Below are 14852 nucleotides of genomic sequence, written 5' to 3'. Positions count from 1 at the left end.
CGGGGTTAGTCAGGCCTTATCAAGGGGGGATTTGTGCGAGTGGTGGATTTATTTAGAACATTGTTTTTCAATTTGGCGTTTTTGTTCTACCAATTTTTTAGCTGTTGCCATCGCGAGTTGTTCATCGGCTTGCATTTTTGCTAAACACAGTATTGCAAGGACGCGGAACATGCCTCATGTGGCGGCCAGGACGGCCAGCCGGGATCGGGATACTGGTCGTTACCAGAGCCACCGACCCGAGCAAACCCTTCTCTATCAGATCGTTGACGAGTATTACCCGGCATTCGCTGCGCTTATGGCAGAGCAGGGAAAGGAATTGCCGGGCTATGTGCAACGGGAATTTGAAGAATTTCTCCAATGCGGGCGGCTGGAGCATGGCTTTCTACGGGTTCGCTGCGAGTCTTGCCACGCCGAGCACCTGGTCGCTTTCAGCTGTAAGCGTCGCGGTTTCTGCCCGAGCTGTGGGGCGCGGCGGATGGCCGAAAGTGCCGCCTTGCTGGTTGATGAAGTACTGCCTGAACAACCCATGCGTCAGTGGGTGTTGAGCTTCCCGTTTCAGCTGCGTTTCCTGTTTGCCAGCCGGCCCGAGATCATGGGGTGGGTGCTGGGCATCGTTTACCGCGTCATTGCCACGCACCTGGTCAAGAAAGCGGGCCATACCCACCAAGTGGCCAAGACGGGCGCGGTCACCCTGATCCAGCGTTTTGGATCGGCGCTCAATCTGAATGTTCACTTCCACATGCTGTTTCTCGACGGTGTGTATGTCGAGCAATCCCACGGCTCAGCGCGTTTCCGCTGGGTCAAGGCGCCGACCAGCCCAGAGCTCACCCAGCTGACGCACACCATCGCCCACCGGGTGGGTCGCTATCTGGAACGGCAAGGCCTGCTGGAACGGGATGTCGAAAACAGCTATCTGGCCTCGGATGCGGTGGATGACGACCCGATGACACCCCTGCTGGGGCACTCGATCACTTACCGTATCGCTGTCGGTTCACAGGCGGGGCGAAAGGTGTTCACTTTGCAAACTCTGCCGACCAGTGGTGATCCGTTCGGTGACGGGATTGGCAAGGTAGCCGGGTCCAGCCTGCACGCCGGCGTGGCGGCCAGGGCCGATGAACGCAAGAAGCTCGAACGGCTGTGCCGGTACATCAGCCGCCCGGCGGTATCCGAGAAGCGGCTGTCGTTAACACGAGGCGGCAACGTGCGCTACCAGCTCAAGACGCCGTACCGGGACGGCACCACGCACGTCATTTTCGAACCATTGGATTTCATTGCAAGGCTGGCCGCCCTGGTACCGAAGCCCAGAGTCAACCTAACCCGCTTCCACGGGGTGTTCGCACCCAACAGTCGGCACCGGGCGTTGGTCACGCCGGCAAAACGGGGCAGGGGCAACAAGGTCAGGGTGGCTGATGAACCGGCAACACCAGCACAACGGCGAGCGTCGATGACATGGGCGCAACGGCTCAAGCGTGTTTTCAATATCGACATCGAGACCTGCAGCGGCTGCGGCGGCGCCATGAAAGTCATCGCCTGCATTGAAGACCCTATAGTGATCAAGCAGATCCTTGATCACCTGAAGCACAAAGCCGAAACCAGCGGGACCAGGGCGTTACCCGAAAGCCGGGCGCCACCGGCTGAGCTGCTCCTGGGTCTGTTTGACTGACGAGCCTGAAGGCCAACGATACCAATCAAAATGCTGCGTTCACAGCGCCGCGGCAGGGATCCGCCGTGCTGGTTGTCGGAAAAGGAGCCGCTAGTGGGAAAGAGGAGGGTAAATTTTCAGCGTTGCTGGCTCCCCGTCAGCCGGATTGGGTTGCATCGCAGGGGTGTCGAAAGAGTCAACTGCGGTCCAAAGCTGTTGGACTTGGGTGAAAAGGGCGTTTATTCTTCCTATACGTTTCATTGGATTATTTGAAAGGTTTAGCACCATTCATATTGCCAATTACGCTCTGTTTTTATAATGATGCTATGCTGAAATCTATGGGTTATCCCAAGAGTTCCATGGCCATTATGCTCATTGCAGTGATCTTGAATATTGCATTGAGCTTGTATTTTGTCATTGAATTAAAGCTCGGCATTATGGGCACAAGCATCGCAACAGGGCTTGCATTTACCATTAGCATGTTAATTTCTAGCACAATCACCTTTTCAAATAAGAGAGAAATTTCGATGTTGAAAGGACGATTTGATTATCGTTTATTGGCTCAATCTAGCTATAACGGGCTTTCAGAAGGTGTTACGGAATTGGCTGCTGCGATTACGATTTTGGTGATCAATCTTACAGTTGTGAAAATGATTGGTGCAACAGGTGTATCTGCTTTTACTGCCATCAGTTATATTGAATTCACAGGGATTTTAATTTTCTTAGGCATTTCAGATGGTTTAATCCCCGTGCTGAGTTATAACTATGGTGCGAATCAAAAAGATCGTGTGAAGCGAATTCTATATTTTGTTGCGATCATTAACAGCGTAATTGGCGTGACAGTTTTTGCTGTGTTACAGATATTTGGTAGAGAAATTGTTCATATCTTCTTTGATGACATGAATGGTGAAGTTGCACAATTAGCAACGCAAGGTTTACACATTTATGCATTTGTCTTTTTAGTCATTGGGCTGAATATTTTGATTACTGCATATTTTACAGCTTTAGGTGCGGCTAAATATTCTCTCATCATTGCTGCATTACATAGCTTAGTGTTTGTTTTGATTGGTATTGCAATTTTCCCACGGATATTTGGCATTGATGGCATTTGGCTAACCAGTGTTGTGGCAGAAACGTTGACAGTTTTCATCGGATTAAAGTTAGTCAGCATCGTGAACAGAAAGATATAAATGATATTGTTATTACCTTAATCAAGGATCAAAAAAATGATAAACAATTTACCCATTAATATTCGTGAACATTTGGGCGATCGCACTTATCGAATTGATAATGTTGGCATGTCGAATGCTAATGTGATGTTTTATGAAGATTTGGTCTTGAAGGTTGAAAAATCTACTGCTGAAGCTCAGCGTGAACATCAAATGTATCAATGGTTACAAGGTCAATTACCATTACCAAATATTGTTAAAGCCATGGAGCATGAAGAACATCATTATCTTTTAATGGAAAAGTTAAAAGGTGAATATGCATGCTCTGATTTTTGGTTAAAACAACCTGAATCATTGGTGGAAATGTTGGTGCAAGCGCTACAAATGTTATGGAATATTCCGATTGAGCATTGTCCTTATGATGCGACATTGTCGCAGAAATTAAAGCATGCAGAATACAATGTGGAACATGGTTTGTGTGATATGGATGATGCAGAAGCGGGTACTTATGGTGAGAATGGTTTTTCGTCACCCAAAGCATTACTAGAATGGTTGAAACAAAATCAGCCTGAGGAAGATCTCGTTTTTTCTCATGGTGATTTCTGTTTGCCCAATATCTTTATCGATCAAGGTGAGATCAGTGGTTTTATTGATTTAGGCCGAAGTGGTATTGCTGATCGTTATCAGGATATTGCATTGTGCTATCGCAGTTTATTGCATAATTTTGATGGACGATATAACGGCGGAATGGCTTACCCAAATTTTGATCCCAATATGCTGTTTGAGAAGTTGAATATCACACCTGATTGGGAAAAGATTCGCTATTACATTTTATTGGATGAATTGTTCTAATGTTAAAAAATCGATTAACACAACAACAAAAAGCGGCTATTTATATTTTTGAAGAAGGCGATCCTAATGAAAATCCTTGGGTGAAAGGTAAACCTGAGCAAGTACATATTGAAATAGTCGCGCATGATCCTGATTGGCTTGCACGATTTAGCGTACAAAAATCTTTGATTAAGAGTGCTTTGGGTGATTTAGTATTATCAATTGATCATGTTGGATCAACAGCAGTTGAAGGCTTAGCCGCTAAACCAATCATTGATATTGATTTGATTGTAGAAAATCCTGAAGATGAAGCATCTTATCTTCTAGCTTTGGAAGCATTGGGTTATGAGCTGACGATTCGTGAACCATCGTGGTATCAGCATCGTATGCTGAAATTGCACCATCCTATGGTGAATTTGCATGTATTTGGTAAGGATTGTCCTGAATATTATCGCCACTTGCATACGCCGTAAAATGGCGCATTTATCCGCTCAAAATAAATTTTTTTACAAGAAATTTCTGAGCATGGTATTTTTGATGGTATTGTGAATATGCTTCTTTGTAACTGTTTGAAAATAAATAGAAATATGCACTCATTTACAATCGAGTGGGAGTGACTGGCACTCACAGGCAATGTCTGGCACTGGCTGGCATCACAGCTGAGACTTCAATATCTCGCAGCTGAGCGATAAACTGTATAAAAACACAGTATCGCAAGGATGCGGATCATGCCCCAAGTGGCGGCCAGGATGGCCAGCCGGGACGAGAACACTGGTCGTTACCAGCGTCACCGGCCCGAGCAAACCCTGCTCTATCGGATCGTCGAAGAATACTACCCGACGTTCGCTGCCCATTTGGCGGCGCAGGGCAGGGAACTGCCCGGTTATGTGCAACGCGAGTTTGACGCCTACCTCAAATGCGGCCGTCTCGAACACGGCTTTCTGCGGGTGCGTTGTGAGTCGTGTCACGCTGAGCACCTGGTTGCGTTCAGCTGCAAACGTCGGGGCTTCTGTCCTAGTTGTGGCGCACGGCGTATGGCCGAAAGCGCCGCGCTACTGGTCGATGAGGTTCTGCCCGTACAGCCCATGCGCCAATGGGTACTCAGCTTTCCCTTTCAATTGCGCTTTCTGTTCGCCAGCCGGCCGGAGGTCATGGGCCGGGTGTTGGGCATCGTTTACCGCGTCATCGCCACGCATCTGGTCAAGAAAGCGGGCTATACCCACCAAGCGGCCAAGACCGGTGCCGTCACCCTGATCCAGCGCTTCGGCAGTGCACTGAACCTCAACATTCACTTTCACATGCTGTTCCTCGATGGCGTGTACGTTGAGCGTCCCAATGGAACAGCCCGGTTCCTCTGGGTCAGGGCGCCGACCAGCGCCGAACTCACCCAACTGGCGCACACCATCGCCCATCGGGTCGGCCGCTATTTGGAGCGGCAAGGCCTACTGGAGCGGGATGCTGAAAACAGTTACCTGGCCTTGGATGCGGTGGATGAAGATGCGATGACTCCACTGCTGGGGCATTCCATCACGTATCGCATCGCCGTGGGGCCACAGGCAGGGCGCAAGGTGTTCACCCTGCAGACACTGCCCGCCTGCGACCCGGAAGATCAGTTTGGTGACGGGATTGGCAAGGTAGCCGGGTCCAGCCTGCACGCCGGCGTGGCGGCCAGGGCCGATGAACGCAAGAAGCTCGAACGGCTGTGCCGGTACATCAGCCGCCCGGCGGTATCCGAGAAGCGGCTGTCGTTAACACGAGGCGGCAACGTGCGCTACCAGCTCAAGACGCCGTACCGGGACGGCACCACGCACGTCATTTTCGAACCATTGGATTTCATTGCAAGGCTGGCCGCCCTGGTACCGAAGCCCAGAGTCAACCTAACCCGCTTCCACGGGGTGTTCGCACCCAACAGTCGGCACCGGGCGTTGGTCACGCCGGCAAAACGGGGCAGGGGCAACAAGGTCAGGGTGGCTGATGAACCGGCAACACCAGCACAACGGCGAGCGTCGATGACATGGGCGCAACGGCTCAAGCGTGTTTTCAATATCGACATCGAGACCTGCAGCGGCTGCGGCGGCGCCATGAAAGTCATCGCCTGCATTGAAGACCCTATAGTGATCAAGCAGATCCTTGATCACCTGAAGCACAAAGCCGAAACCAGCGGGACCAGGGCGTTACCCGAAAGCCGGGCGCCACCGGCTGAGCTGCTCCTGGGTCTGTTTGACTGACGAGCCTGAAGGCCAACGATACCAATCAAAATGCTGCGTTCACAGCGCCGCGGCAGGGATCCGCCGTGCTGGTTGTCGGAAAAGGAGCCGCTAGTGGGAAAGAGGAGGGTAAATTTTCAGCGTTGCTGGCTCCCCGTCAGCCGGATTGGGTTGCATCGCAGGGGTGTCGAAAGAGTCAACTGCGGTCCAAAGCTGTTGGACTTGGGTGAAAAGGGCGTTTATTCTTCCTATACGTGCCGCGTTCCAGGCGGCGACTATGAGGGCTATGTCGATGCCCATGTGCGCCGGCTGGAGGCGCTACGCCGGGCCGGTATCGTCGAGCGGATCGACGCCGACCAATGGCGCATCCCCGATGATCTGGTCAGCCGTGCCGCCGCCCATGACGCCGGCCGAGACAGTCAGGCCAGCGTTCGCGTCCTTTCCCCGGTCGATCTGAACAAACAGATCGGATCGGACGGCGCGACCTGGCTGGACCGGCGGCTGATCCACGGCGAGACGGCCGACCTTGCGCCAACCGGCTTCGGGCAACAAGTCCGCGAAGCCATGGACCAGCGCCGCGAGCACCATATCGAACAGGGCGACGCCACCCGCAGCCGGGACAGCCGCGTCTTCTACCGGCGCAACCTTCTCGCCATCCTGCGGGAGCGCGAGGTAGCCGGCGTCGGATCGGATATGGCTTTGAGTAAGGGCCTGCCGTTCCGCGCCGCCACGGACGGCGAGAGCGTCAGCGGCAAGTTTACCGGAACCGTGCATCTATCGAGCGGCAAGTTCGCCGTGGTCGAGAAATCCCATGAGTTCACCCTTGTCCCGTGGCGGCCGATCATCGACCGCCAACTCGGCCGCGAGGTTATGGGCATCGTGCAGGGCGGGTCGGTGTCGTGGCAGTTAGGGCGGCAGAGGGGGCTGGAACGCTGAGTGCGCCCATGCCGCATTGCGAAGCAAAAGATAATCGGATAAAATGTAGCAATTCATATTCGTAAGCGTGGAGTAATCAGATGGGAAATTCCAAGTCAGCAGACAAGTAAGCCGCAACAACCAGTATTGTTGTTGCGGCGCTCTGTAAGGCTAGTCTCATCTGATTGCTGACGAGCAGACGTCGCCCGGTATTCCTTAATCGAGGGTTGATTCGTTATGACCACCACACGCCCCGCGTGGGCCTATACGCTGCCGGCAGCACTGCTGCTGATGGCTCCTTTCGACATCCTCGCTTCACTGGCGATGGATATTTATCTCCCTGTCGTTCCAGCGATGCCCGGCATCCTGAACACGACGCCCGCTATGATCCAACTCACGTTGAGCCTCTATATGGTGATGCTCGGCGTGGGCCAGGTGATTTTTGGTCCGCTCTCAGACAGAATCGGGCGACGGCCAATTCTACTTGCGGGCGCAACGGCTTTCGTCATTGCGTCTCTGGGAGCAGCTTGGTCTTCAACTGCACCGGCCTTTGTCGCTTTCCGTCTACTTCAAGCAGTGGGCGCGTCGGCCATGCTGGTGGCGACGTTCGCGACGGTTCGCGACGTTTATGCCAACCGTCCTGAGGGTGTCGTCATCTACGGCCTTTTCAGTTCGATGCTGGCGTTCGTGCCTGCGCTCGGCCCTATCGCCGGAGTATTGATCGGCGAGTTCTTGGGATGGCAGGCGATATTCATTACTTTGGCTATACTGGCGATGCTCGCACTCCTAAATGCGGGTTTCAGGTGGCACGAAACCCGCCCTCTGGATCAAGTCAAGACGCGCCGATCTGTCTTGCCGATCTTCGCGAGTCCGGCTTTTTGGGTTTACACTGTCGGCTTTAGCGCCGGTATGGGCACCTACTTCGTCTTCTTCTCGACGGCTCCCCGTGTGCTCATAGGCCAAGCGGAATATTCCGAGATCGGATTCAGCTTTGCCTTCGCCACTGTCGCGCTTGTAATGATCGTGACAACCCGTTTCGCGAAGTCCTTTGTCGCCAGATGGGGCATCGCAGGATGCGTGGCGCGTGGGATGGCGTTGCTTGTTTGCGGAGCGGTCCTGTTGGGGATCGGCGAACTTTACGGCTCGCCGTCATTCCTCACCTTCATCCTACCGATGTGGGTTGTCGCGGTCGGTATTGTCTTCACGGTGTCCGTTACCGCGAACGGCGCTTTGGCAGAGTTCGACGACATCGCGGGATCAGCGGTCGCGTTCTACTTCTGCGTTCAAAGCCTGATAGTCAGCATTGTCGGGACATTGGCGGTGGCACTTTTAAACGGTGACACAGCGTGGCCCGTGATCTGTTACGCCACGGCGATGGCGGTACTGGTTTCGTTGGGGCTGGTGCTCCTTCGGCTCCGTGGGGCTGCCACCGAGAAGTCGCCAGTCGTCTAACCGACGACTGGTAGCAGGCCCGCTCCGATGCGGCGCACTAACCATCGAAACCTCGTGAATGTCGGTATCCTGTCTGGCAGGATACCGCTCATTTCCCTTGTTCAGTTCATCGCCGTCGCCGAGCATCTGAATTTTCGGCATGCGGCCAAGGCACTTGGTATCAGCCAGTCGAGCGTCAGCGCGCGTGTGAAAGCGCTGGAGGATAACCTTGGTGTCCTGCTATTTGAGCGCCATGCGCGGGGCGTTCGGCTAACAGACGCAGGCAGGCACTTCATGGAGCGTGTCACGGCGGGTGTCGATCAACTCGATCACGCAGTGAAGACCGCGGAGTGACGGGCACTGGCTGGCAATGTCTAGCAACGGCAGGCATTTCGGCTGAGGGTAAAAGAACTTTCCGCTAAGCGATAGACTGTATGTAAACACAGTATTGCAAGGACGCGGAACATGCCTCATGTGGCGGCCAGGACGGCCAGCCGGGATCGGGATACTGGTCGTTACCAGAGCCACCGACCCGAGCAAACCCTTCTCTATCAGATCGTTGACGAGTATTACCCGGCATTCGCTGCGCTTATGGCAGAGCAGGGAAAGGAATTGCCGGGCTATGTGCAACGGGAATTTGAAGAATTTCTCCAATGCGGGCGGCTGGAGCATGGCTTTCTACGGGTTCGCTGCGAGTCTTGCCACGCCGAGCACCTGGTCGCTTTCAGCTGTAAGCGTCGCGGTTTCTGCCCGAGCTGTGGGGCGCGGCGGATGGCCGAAAGTGCCGCCTTGCTGGTTGATGAAGTACTGCCTGAACAACCCATGCGTCAGTGGGTGTTGAGCTTCCCGTTTCAGCTGCGTTTCCTGTTTGCCAGCCGGCCCGAGATCATGGGGTGGGTGCTGGGCATCGTTTACCGCGTCATTGCCACGCACCTGGTCAAGAAAGCGGGCCATACCCACCAAGTGGCCAAGACGGGCGCGGTCACCCTGATCCAGCGTTTTGGATCGGCGCTCAATCTGAATGTTCACTTCCACATGCTGTTTCTCGACGGTGTGTATGTCGAGCAATCCCACGGCTCAGCGCGTTTCCGCTGGGTCAAGGCGCCGACCAGCCCAGAGCTCACCCAGCTGACGCACACCATCGCCCACCGGGTGGGTCGCTATCTGGAACGGCAAGGCCTGCTGGAACGGGATGTCGAAAACAGCTATCTGGCCTCGGATGCGGTGGATGACGACCCGATGACACCCCTGCTGGGGCACTCGATCACTTACCGTATCGCTGTCGGTTCACAGGCGGGGCGAAAGGTGTTCACTTTGCAAACTCTGCCGACCAGTGGTGATCCGTTCGGTGACGGGATTGGCAAGGTAGCCGGGTCCAGCCTGCACGCCGGCGTGGCGGCCAGGGCCGATGAACGCAAGAAGCTCGAACGGCTGTGCCGGTACATCAGCCGCCCGGCGGTATCCGAGAAGCGGCTGTCGTTAACACGAGGCGGCAACGTGCGCTACCAGCTCAAGACGCCGTACCGGGACGGCACCACGCACGTCATTTTCGAACCATTGGATTTCATTGCAAGGCTGGCCGCCCTGGTACCGAAGCCCAGAGTCAACCTAACCCGCTTCCACGGGGTGTTCGCACCCAACAGTCGGCACCGGGCGTTGGTCACGCCGGCAAAACGGGGCAGGGGCAACAAGGTCAGGGTGGCTGATGAACCGGCAACACCAGCACAACGGCGAGCGTCGATGACATGGGCGCAACGGCTCAAGCGTGTTTTCAATATCGACATCGAGACCTGCAGCGGCTGCGGCGGCGCCATGAAAGTCATCGCCTGCATTGAAGACCCTATAGTGATCAAGCAGATCCTTGATCACCTGAAGCACAAAGCCGAAACCAGCGGGACCAGGGCGTTACCCGAAAGCCGGGCGCCACCGGCTGAGCTGCTCCTGGGTCTGTTTGACTGACGAGCCTGAAGGCCAACGATACCAATCAAAATGCTGCGTTCACAGCGCCGCGGCAGGGATCCGCCGTGCTGGTTGTCGGAAAAGGAGCCGCTAGTGGGAAAGAGGAGGGTAAATTTTCAGCGTTGCTGGCTCCCCGGCAGCCGGATTGGGTTGCATCGCAGGGGTGTCGAAAGAGTCAACTGCGGTCCAAAGCTGTTGGACTTGGGTGAAAAGGGCGTTTATTCTTCCTATACGTAAGCGCAGGCTGCTGAACCTTGAGGCGTTCAGCGAGCTTTCGCGTCGTCAGGTTGTCCATGCCAACCTCGTTCAGCAGCTCCAGCGCCGCAGCGATCACGGTGCCCTTGTCCAGTTTGGTCATTCACATTCCTTCGCTAGTGCTTGACAATTTATCATCGATAAGTTATATGTCCATATCCTTATCGTTGATAAAGTCGCTCGCGCTTGAGCGGCACTGGAGTTTCAGGTGCGCAGCTCTGCCATCATTGCCCTGCTGATCGTGGGTCTCGACGCCATGGGTCTCGGCCTCATCATGCCCGTCCTTCCGACGCTTCTGCGCGAGCTTGTGCCAGCAGAGCAGGTCGCTGGTCACTATGGTGCCTTGCTGTCGCTCTATGCGTTGATGCAGGTCGTCTTCGCGCCCCTGCTTGGACAACTTTCGGATGCTTACGGTCGGCGTCCGGTGCTTCTGGCTTCTCTTGCGGGAGCCGCAGTCGATTACACGATCATGGCATCTGCGCCGGTCCTGTGGGTGCTTTATATCGGCCGACTCATCTCCGGCGTCACGGGCGCAACCGGAGCCGTAGCTGCCTCAACCATTGCCGATTCGACGGGGGAAGGTTCTCGCGCACGCTGGTTTGGCTACATGGGGGCCTGTTATGGAGCAGGCATGATTGCCGGGCCAGCACTTGGTGGCATGCTCGGCAGTATTTCTGCCCATGCTCCGTTTATCGCCGCCGCCCTTCTCAACGGTTTCGCGTTCCTGCTTGCCTGCATTTTTCTCAAGGAGACTAATCACAGCCATGGCGCGACCGGAAAGCCGGTTCGCATCAAACCATTCGTTCTGTTCCGGCTGGATGATGCATTGCGCGGGCTAGCTGCGCTTTTCGCAGTTTTCTTCATTATTCAACTGATCGGCCAGGTGCCTGCGGCCCTATGGGTCATCTATGGCGAGGACCGTTTTCAGTGGAACACCACGACCGTTGGCTTGTCGCTCGCGGCGTTTGGAGCAACACATGCGATTTTTCAAGCGTTTGTTACCGGCCCTCTTTCAAGCCGACTTGGGGAACGGCGCACGCTGCTGTTTGGCATGGCTGCGGATGCGACTGGCTTCATTCTTCTGGCTTTTGTCACACAGGGATGGATGGTGTTTCCGGTTCTGTTGCTGCTTGCCGCCGGGGGTGTCGGCATGCCGGCCTTGCAGGCAATGCTTTCGAATAATGTCAGCAACAACAAGCAGGGAGCCTTGCAGGGAACGCTTACGAGCCTCACCAATTTAAGCGCCATCGCGGGACCGCTTAGCTTCACGGCACTCTATTCTGCCACCGCCGGAGCATGGAACGGTTGGGTTTGGGTTGTCGGTGCGTTTCTTTATGTAATGTGCTTGCCAATACTGCGCAGACCTTTCGCAACGTCACTGTGATTAAGTCACGGCGAGTTGGCATGCGTAGGATTGGGCGAAATCCCTTGCAGATTCCTCGCAGAATTGATCGCGCAATAGTGGTTGGGAAGCTCCGTCCGAGATGAATACGGTTACTGCCATCGCCGGAAAGCGACACTTGCATTAACGCCGCCAAAGCCGAATCCGTTGGAAATGGCATGTTCCATGAGAATGGGCCGCGCAGATTGGTGAACTAGGTCGATACCTGCGGCAACAGGATCGGGATTTTCTAAATTCCTCGTTGGGGGAGCGACTTGATCCCGTAGGGCGAGTATCGTGAAAATCGCTTCAATGCCGCCTGCGGCCATTTGAGTATGCCCAAAGGAGCCCGCAAGTATGCGCAGGACGAAGCCAGTAGCCGCGCCGATGGTGGCGCGGGTCTATCTGCGCGTCAGCACCGACGCGCAGGACTTGGAACGCCAAGAGGCGATCACTACGGCCGCGAAGGCCGCCGGCTACTACGTCGCCGGCATCTACCGTGAGAAGGCATCCGGCGCACGCGCCGACCGGCCTGAGCTGCTGCGCATGATCGGCGACCTACAGCCCGGCGAGGTGGTCATTGCCGAGAAGATCGACCGCATCAGCCGCCTACCTTTGCCCGAGGCCGAGCGCCTGGTGGCCTCGATACAGGCCAAAGGCGCACGCCTGGCCGTCCCTGGCGTGGTCGATCTATCCGACCTGGCGGCCGAGGCCCAGGGCGTCGCCAAGATCGTGCTGGAAGCCGTGCAGATCATGCTTTTTCGCCTGGCCTTGCAGATGGCCCGCGACGACTACGAGGACAGGCGCGAACGCCAGCGCCAAGGCATTGAGTTGGCCCGCCAGGCCGGGCGGTACAAGGGCCGCCGTGCTGATCCGAAGCGCCGCGCCCAAGTTGTCGCGCTGCGCAAGTCCGGCTACAGCATCAACAAGACCGCCGAGCTGGCCGGGTACAGTGCGGCCCAGGTGAAACGGATATGGGCCGAGGTCAGCCAGGCCGAAGCGAAGCAGCACGGCGCGTTCGTGGAGGACGCATTGACGGAAGCCGATGCCCTGGCCGCTGTCGGCCAGGATGAGCGCCAGGAGGAAAGGGCATGAAGAAGCCGAACCAAGACGACGAGCCGTTTTTCATCACCGAGGAGATTGCGGCCGAAATGATCGCCGGCGGCTATGAGTTCGAGCTGCCGCCCATTCCTTGCACCATCCGCCTACGCGACGTGCTGGAGCGCATGACCGATGCTGAGCTAGCATTGCAGCCGGGCGAGATCGCCGACCAGGAGCGTGAACGCTGCCGGCGCAAGCCGTGTTCAACCTCATGATCTGGTCATGGTATTTTTCATGGCACTGAGCCTGATAGTTCTTGCAAATTGTTGTCACTAAAGGGTTTTGTGTGCTTGTTTACAATCGAGTGGGAGTGACGGGCACTGGCTGGCAATGTCTAGCAACGGCAGGCATTTCGGCTGAGGGTAAAAGAACTTTCCGCTAAGCGATAGACTGTATGTAAACACAGTATTGCAAGGACGCGGAACATGCCTCATGTGGCGGCCAGGACGGCCAGCCGGGATCGGGATACTGGTCGTTACCAGAGCCACCGACCCGAGCAAACCCTTCTCTATCAGATCGTTGACGAGTATTACCCGGCATTCGCTGCGCTTATGGCAGAGCAGGGAAAGGAATTGCCGGGCTATGTGCAACGGGAATTTGAAGAATTTCTCCAATGCGGGCGGCTGGAGCATGGCTTTCTACGGGTTCGCTGCGAGTCTTGCCACGCCGAGCACCTGGTCGCTTTCAGCTGTAAGCGTCGCGGTTTCTGCCCGAGCTGTGGGGCGCGGCGGATGGCCGAAAGTGCCGCCTTGCTGGTTGATGAAGTACTGCCTGAACAACCCATGCGTCAGTGGGTGTTGAGCTTCCCGTTTCAGCTGCGTTTCCTGTTTGCCAGCCGGCCCGAGATCATGGGGTGGGTGCTGGGCATCGTTTACCGCGTCATTGCCACGCACCTGGTCAAGAAAGCGGGCCATACCCACCAAGTGGCCAAGACGGGCGCGGTCACCCTGATCCAGCGTTTTGGATCGGCGCTCAATCTGAATGTTCACTTCCACATGCTGTTTCTCGACGGTGTGTATGTCGAGCAATCCCACGGCTCAGCGCGTTTCCGCTGGGTCAAGGCGCCGACCAGCCCAGAGCTCACCCAGCTGACGCACACCATCGCCCACCGGGTGGGTCGCTATCTGGAACGGCAAGGCCTGCTGGAACGGGATGTCGAAAACAGCTATCTGGCCTCGGATGCGGTGGATGACGACCCGATGACACCCCTGCTGGGGCACTCGATCACTTACCGTATCGCTGTCGGTTCACAGGCGGGGCGAAAGGTGTTCACTTTGCAAACTCTGCCGACCAGTGGTGATCCGTTCGGTGACGGGATTGGCAAGGTAGCCGGGTCCAGCCTGCACGCCGGCGTGGCGGCCAGGGCCGATGAACGCAAGAAGCTCGAACGGCTGTGCCGGTACATCAGCCGCCCGGCGGTATCCGAGAAGCGGCTGTCGTTAACACGAGGCGGCAACGTGCGCTACCAGCTCAAGACGCCGTACCGGGACGGCACCACGCACGTCATTTTCGAACCATTGGATTTCATTGCAAGGCTGGCCGCCCTGGTACCGAAGCCCAGAGTCAACCTAACCCGCTTCCACGGGGTGTTCGCACCCAACAGTCGGCACCGGGCGTTGGTCACGCCGGCAAAACGGGGCAGGGGCAACAAGGTCAGGGTGGCTGATGAACCGGCAACACCAGCACAACGGCGAGCGTCGATGACATGGGCGCAACGGCTCAAGCGTGTTTTCAATATCGACATCGAGACCTGCAGCGGCTGCGGCGGCGCCATGAAAGTCATCGCCTGCATTGAAGACCCTATAGTGATCAAGCAGATCCTTGATCACCTGAAGCACAAAGCCGAAACCAGCGGGACCAGGGCGTTACCCGAAAGCCGGGCGCCACCGGCTGAGCTGCTCCTGGGTCTGTTTGACTGACGAGCCTGAAGGCCAACGATACCAATCAAAATGCTGCGTTCA

At 55.8% G+C, this 14852-nt stretch carries 13 protein-coding genes and 2 pseudogenes; 13 read left to right on the top strand and 2 right to left on the bottom strand.

Features of this window, described 5'->3' with window-relative positions:
• Positions 1-169 precede the first annotated feature (169 nt).
• From AC2T15_RS09030 to AC2T15_RS08990, 9 genes are all read left to right on the top strand, one after another.
• Positions 170-1663, top strand: coding sequence for an IS91-like element ISCR2 family transposase (locus AC2T15_RS09030; protein WP_001120888.1), 1494 nt, complete (start codon positions 170-172; stop codon positions 1661-1663).
• Between the two features lie 338 nt (positions 1664-2001).
• On the top strand, positions 2002-2832 hold the full coding sequence (locus AC2T15_RS09025; RefSeq protein ID WP_486778098.1) for an MATE family efflux transporter: 831 nt from the start codon (positions 2002-2004) through the stop codon (positions 2830-2832).
• A gap of 36 nt (positions 2833-2868) precedes the next feature.
• Entirely contained in the window at positions 2869-3663 is a 795-nt protein-coding gene (locus tag AC2T15_RS09020) for an APH(3') family aminoglycoside O-phosphotransferase (protein ID WP_165122347.1), read from the top strand.
• A complete protein-coding gene (locus tag AC2T15_RS09015; protein ID WP_486778097.1) occupies positions 3663-4115 on the top strand; it encodes a GrpB family protein in 453 nt (150 codons plus the stop codon). Before AC2T15_RS09020 ends, AC2T15_RS09015 begins: the two co-directional genes overlap by 1 nt.
• 255 nt (positions 4116-4370) lie before the next feature.
• The gene (locus AC2T15_RS09010; protein WP_486778096.1) at positions 4371-5870 is read left to right on the top strand and encodes a transposase; all 1500 of its coding nucleotides are present in this window, start codon (positions 4371-4373) and stop codon (positions 5868-5870) included.
• A 30-nt stretch (positions 5871-5900) separates the two neighbouring features.
• The gene (locus AC2T15_RS09005) at positions 5901-6785 is read left to right on the top strand and encodes a DUF3363 domain-containing protein (RefSeq protein ID WP_001447541.1); all 885 of its coding nucleotides are present in this window, start codon (positions 5901-5903) and stop codon (positions 6783-6785) included.
• Between the two features lie 216 nt (positions 6786-7001).
• Positions 7002-8216 (top strand): chloramphenicol/florfenicol efflux MFS transporter FloR, encoded by a 1215-nt coding sequence (floR, locus tag AC2T15_RS09000; protein WP_000214122.1) that lies wholly within the window; start codon positions 7002-7004, stop codon positions 8214-8216.
• Between the two features lie 27 nt (positions 8217-8243).
• Positions 8244-8549: a LysR family transcriptional regulator gene (locus tag AC2T15_RS08995; RefSeq protein ID WP_001255015.1), complete on the top strand. Its 306-nt coding sequence runs from the start codon at positions 8244-8246 to the stop codon at positions 8547-8549.
• A 111-nt stretch (positions 8550-8660) separates the two neighbouring features.
• Entirely contained in the window at positions 8661-10154 is a 1494-nt protein-coding gene (locus AC2T15_RS08990; protein WP_001120888.1) for an IS91-like element ISCR2 family transposase, read from the top strand.
• 214 nt (positions 10155-10368) lie between these two features.
• Here AC2T15_RS08990 and AC2T15_RS08985 read toward each other — a convergent pair.
• Positions 10369-10512 (bottom strand): annotated as a pseudogene (locus tag AC2T15_RS08985) (TetR family transcriptional regulator); the annotation flags it as partial.
• 105 nt (positions 10513-10617) lie between these two features.
• Here AC2T15_RS08985 and tet(G) point away from each other — a divergent pair.
• Positions 10618-11793, top strand: coding sequence for a tetracycline efflux MFS transporter Tet(G) (tet(G), locus tag AC2T15_RS08980; RefSeq protein ID WP_182976597.1), 1176 nt, complete (start codon positions 10618-10620; stop codon positions 11791-11793).
• A 110-nt stretch (positions 11794-11903) separates the two neighbouring features.
• On the opposite strand, the pseudogene AC2T15_RS08975 reads toward tet(G), so the two are convergent.
• Positions 11904-12131, bottom strand: a pseudogene (locus AC2T15_RS08975) (beta-ketoacyl-ACP synthase II); the annotation flags it as partial.
• Between the two features lie 16 nt (positions 12132-12147).
• On the opposite strand from AC2T15_RS08975, the gene AC2T15_RS08970 reads away from it, so the two are divergent.
• From AC2T15_RS08970 to AC2T15_RS08960, 3 genes are all read left to right on the top strand, one after another.
• Complete coding sequence (locus AC2T15_RS08970) at positions 12148-12885, top strand: recombinase family protein (RefSeq protein ID WP_001366550.1); 738 nt, start codon at positions 12148-12150, stop codon at positions 12883-12885.
• Positions 12882-13106 carry a hypothetical protein gene (locus AC2T15_RS08965; RefSeq protein WP_000743213.1) on the top strand — a complete coding sequence of 75 codons (225 nt, stop codon included), beginning with the start codon at positions 12882-12884 and terminating at the stop codon, positions 13104-13106. The genes AC2T15_RS08970 and AC2T15_RS08965 overlap by 4 nt, the downstream gene beginning before the upstream one ends.
• Positions 13107-13316: 210 nt before the next feature.
• Positions 13317-14810 carry an IS91-like element ISCR2 family transposase gene (locus AC2T15_RS08960; protein ID WP_001120888.1) on the top strand — a complete coding sequence of 498 codons (1494 nt, stop codon included), beginning with the start codon at positions 13317-13319 and terminating at the stop codon, positions 14808-14810.
• The last annotated feature ends 42 nt before the right edge of the window (positions 14811-14852 follow it).

This window comes from Thiopseudomonas sp. SA1F2-1K, assembly GCF_057443035.1.
The sequence above is the reverse complement of the archived record's forward strand: the minus strand, read 5'-3'. Positions and strand labels throughout refer to the sequence as shown.

Excerpts from the sequence above, each read along its gene's own strand:
- AC2T15_RS09030 (WP_001120888.1), top strand. The coding sequence starts at position 170 with ATGCCTCATGTGGCGGCCAGGACGGCCAGCCGGGATCGGGATACTGGT.
- AC2T15_RS09025 (WP_486778098.1), top strand. The coding sequence starts at position 2,002 with ATGGCCATTATGCTCATTGCAGTGATCTTGAATATTGCATTGAGCTTG.
- AC2T15_RS09020 (WP_165122347.1), top strand. The coding sequence starts at position 2,869 with ATGATAAACAATTTACCCATTAATATTCGTGAACATTTGGGCGATCGC.
- AC2T15_RS09015 (WP_486778097.1), top strand. The coding sequence starts at position 3,663 with ATGTTAAAAAATCGATTAACACAACAACAAAAAGCGGCTATTTATATT.
- AC2T15_RS09010 (WP_486778096.1), top strand. The coding sequence starts at position 4,371 with ATGCCCCAAGTGGCGGCCAGGATGGCCAGCCGGGACGAGAACACTGGT.
- AC2T15_RS09005 (WP_001447541.1), top strand. The coding sequence starts at position 5,901 with ATGCTGCGTTCACAGCGCCGCGGCAGGGATCCGCCGTGCTGGTTGTCG.
- floR (WP_000214122.1), top strand. The coding sequence starts at position 7,002 with ATGACCACCACACGCCCCGCGTGGGCCTATACGCTGCCGGCAGCACTG.
- AC2T15_RS08995 (WP_001255015.1), top strand. The coding sequence starts at position 8,244 with ATGCGGCGCACTAACCATCGAAACCTCGTGAATGTCGGTATCCTGTCT.
- AC2T15_RS08990 (WP_001120888.1), top strand. The coding sequence starts at position 8,661 with ATGCCTCATGTGGCGGCCAGGACGGCCAGCCGGGATCGGGATACTGGT.
- AC2T15_RS08970 (WP_001366550.1), top strand. The coding sequence starts at position 12,148 with ATGCGCAGGACGAAGCCAGTAGCCGCGCCGATGGTGGCGCGGGTCTAT.
- AC2T15_RS08965 (WP_000743213.1), top strand. The coding sequence starts at position 12,882 with ATGAAGAAGCCGAACCAAGACGACGAGCCGTTTTTCATCACCGAGGAG.
- AC2T15_RS08960 (WP_001120888.1), top strand. The coding sequence starts at position 13,317 with ATGCCTCATGTGGCGGCCAGGACGGCCAGCCGGGATCGGGATACTGGT.